General features: G+C 53.9%; 4 protein-coding genes. All 4 read left to right on the top strand.

What is annotated here, in order from left to right:
* Positions 1–132 (top strand): ATP-binding protein (locus tag ACMX3H_RS18800; protein ID WP_415211864.1); only part of this gene is annotated, 132 nt, incomplete at its 5' end.
* A 117-nt stretch (positions 133–249) separates the two neighbouring features.
* A complete protein-coding gene (locus ACMX3H_RS18795; RefSeq protein ID WP_415211863.1) occupies positions 250–702 on the top strand; it encodes a hypothetical protein in 453 nt (150 codons plus the stop codon).
* A gap of 58 nt (positions 703–760) precedes the next feature.
* Complete coding sequence (locus ACMX3H_RS18790) at positions 761–925, top strand: hypothetical protein (protein ID WP_415211862.1); 165 nt, start codon at positions 761–763, stop codon at positions 923–925.
* Between the two features lie 1,071 nt (positions 926–1,996).
* Entirely contained in the window at positions 1,997–2,674 is a 678-nt protein-coding gene (locus ACMX3H_RS18785) for a ChuX/HutX family heme-like substrate-binding protein (protein WP_415211861.1), read from the top strand.
* Positions 2,675–2,860 lie beyond the last annotated feature (186 nt).

Genomic DNA, 2,860 nt, shown 5'->3' with positions numbered 1-2,860 from the left:
GGACTGATAGAAAACCCCACGACAGCTGACGCGTTACTCGATCGGCTAGTACACCCCAGCTATCGACTGGAACTTAAAGGCGAATCACTACGCAAAGAGCAAGGAGTAGCCAGCACAGGAAAAATAGACTAAAACTGAGTTAGAAGATGAGCGAACACGTGATCGAATATCACTGGAATGGGTGATCGGAAAATAGCGGAGGCAAATGCGGCATTAGCCCACCATACCGCATTAATCAATATCGGTGTTATGGAAGGCTATGCGCGCCAGATAAATCAAATTCAGCAAACGTTGGCAGAGACGTTTCCCGCCGCGTCAGTCGTCACGGGCGCCGCGGCGGCGGACGATATCGCCCCTTCGGCGCATCACTCGGCCAATAGGCCGTATTCTTTTGCCGAATCGCTCCAGAGGAGGATCGCCATTCAGCCATTGAAACAGGCGCTGAAAGACCGTTTTTTACACCGCTACGGGCCGGCGGAGGCGCCCTTACCCTCTTTGCCGCCGCGGTTCCACGCGCTGTGGGCGGCGGCAAGCGGCCTTGTGGAACACGCGATAGCGAATGAAGACGTGCAGAACTACATTTTGCTGAACGAAAAAGCCGGCGATTATTTTGCGCGCTATACGTCTTCGCTCTACCAACAATGGTTGGACGAGGTCTATCACACCGATGCGGCACCTTGCGCAAGGGCGGCCGATTTTTAACGAGTTATTTCTGTCGTCTAGCTATTTCGGGTATTACGACGCCGATCAGCAGCAATCCTTGAACGATACCTTTACAACGCTTGTCGCTTATTATCATATCCTGCCGGCTTTGGCGCGGTGGCAAAATGGCGTCCACCTCGACGAACCGACGATTCCGTTCACCGTCCTTAATGAGATCCAGACCGCTTTGCTTGCGATACCCGTTACACCCGGGCAGCAATGAGTGCAACACACAGGGACCTGGCCGCCCGCTGCCGAGGGTTAGCCTGACGCAGTGTTGGACAAGGGGGGATGATCGCTGCCGCTAGGGCTCCGCTGCCGTGGTCGGCGGCACTCGTCGAGTGAACCAGAAAAGCGCGCCGACACCGGCGACGGCCTTGGCCAAGCCGAGTGAATACGTGCGGCGTCGGAAATATTCGTTACGCGCTTCGTCGGGGTATTAGAAAAGTGAACCGAAGCCTTTCAGGGGCAGCGGGAGAGAGGCAGTCGGTCCGGCGTAGCATGGCGCGACGGTGGCACCATTGGCCGGCCACTGCCAAAAAAAGCCAGCACCCTGCTGGCTAAATAATACTGGAAGCAATGTGAGCAATGTCGTGCCCATCTGTTGAGGTGAACCTCATCATCAGGAGTAAAAGTATGATAATAGTTATCAGTAGCGTTTGTAAAGCATTTTGTTGAGAATGTTTCTCATTTCCGCAACAAGATTAGGGACATTCGGCTTACGTTGTCGGCAAACAGCCCCAGTTTGCCCCCTCCCATCCCGCCGCCGTCGTCAGGTGCGCCCTCACGCGCTGGCTTAACGTCGTTTGCACGGAGGCTAATACCCTTCACCGCCGCCGCGCTGATCTTTCCGCCTTCCTTCGTGCCGCTGTCACGCCTGCTTGAACCTCGCCCTCGTCATCCGCACCCTTTTTGCGCCAGAGGTTTCGCCCAGATCTTGATAGCGCACTTATCTGCTGAGCGGATAGACTCACTCCATCCCTCAGGGCGTTATGTACACGCGTCCGTTGCCAGGGCGTCTTGCATTGAGGCGCGTCCGCTGCCGAGATATCAATTACCCCGCGCCAGCGGAGGCGACGTAAACGCCACGTAATGCCTTGGTAAAATAATTTCCGTTACGATACATTTCAGTGATAATGATAAATATCATCATTCTATTTTAATAAATGGTTTACTTCCGCGCCGCGGGCGATACAGCGCGCTTGTCCGAAGCCGGACTTCCGCCGGCGAGTCGCAGGGAGAGAACCTGACGTCATTCACCTTCTTTGCTCCAACACAGTTTAGGGAACCAAGCATGGAACATCGCTATCAACACTATTTGGCCCTAAAGGCCCAACATCCGCACAAGTACGCTCGTGATCTGGCCCCGCAGGCCGGAATGAGCGAAGCTGAACTCACCTTGGAGTGGGTAGGTCATGATGCCCGCGTCCTGCGGCCGGATTTTGCCACGCTGCTGCCCGCCCTTGGCACCGTGGGGGAAACCAAAACCATCAGTCGAAATGAATACGCGGTGCATGAACAGGTCGGTCATTATCAGAATGTGAAGCTGCAACCCCATGTCGGTCTGGTGCTTAATCCGCGCTGGCTGGATTTGCTCCTCTTTCCCGCGCAGTGGCAAAGCGCGTTCGCGCTGAAAGAACAAACACCACGGGGTGAACGACAGAGTATTCAGCTGTTTGATAGACAGGGTGACTCGGCGCTGAAAATTTATACTACCCCCGCGACATCGATGGCTGCCTGGGATGCCTTAGTTGAAAGTTACACCGTCACTCTTCCTCCTGCCCTTGAGCTCAGTCCCGTGCCGAACACCGACGCCGCCATTCCCCAAGACAGCGCGCGCATTGAACAAGAATGGCGTGGGATGACCGATGTGCATCAATTCTTTGGGCTGCTTAAACGCCATAGCCTCTCGCGTCAGCAGGCTTTTCACGCCGTCCCGAGCGACCTGGCCTATCGGGTGAAAAATAAGTAAGCGCCCCGTGGAGGACGTCTTGAATTATTGGTGGGTTTGTTGTACGAGACAGTAAACCTAAGTTACACGCTTATGCTCATTGCATTTTCACATTGTATTGATTTTAATAACTTTTATTTCCATCCCGGTTTGAGTGATATGAAATTAGTGGTTCTGAAGTTTGTGATAGTGTCCATTAAAATTTAA

It is taken from the genome of Sodalis sp. (in: enterobacteria), from assembly GCF_047607725.1.
GTDB lineage: Bacteria > Pseudomonadota > Gammaproteobacteria > Enterobacterales > Enterobacteriaceae > JBLKSS01.
The sequence above is the reverse complement of the archived record's forward strand: the minus strand, read 5'-3'. Positions and strand labels throughout refer to the sequence as shown.

Bases quoted from the DNA above. Each gene is read 5' to 3' on its own strand.
- ACMX3H_RS18795 (WP_415211863.1), top strand. From the start codon at position 250: ATGGAAGGCTATGCGCGCCAGATAAATCAAATTCAGCAAACGTTGGCA.
- ACMX3H_RS18785 (WP_415211861.1), top strand. From the start codon at position 1,997: ATGGAACATCGCTATCAACACTATTTGGCCCTAAAGGCCCAACATCCG.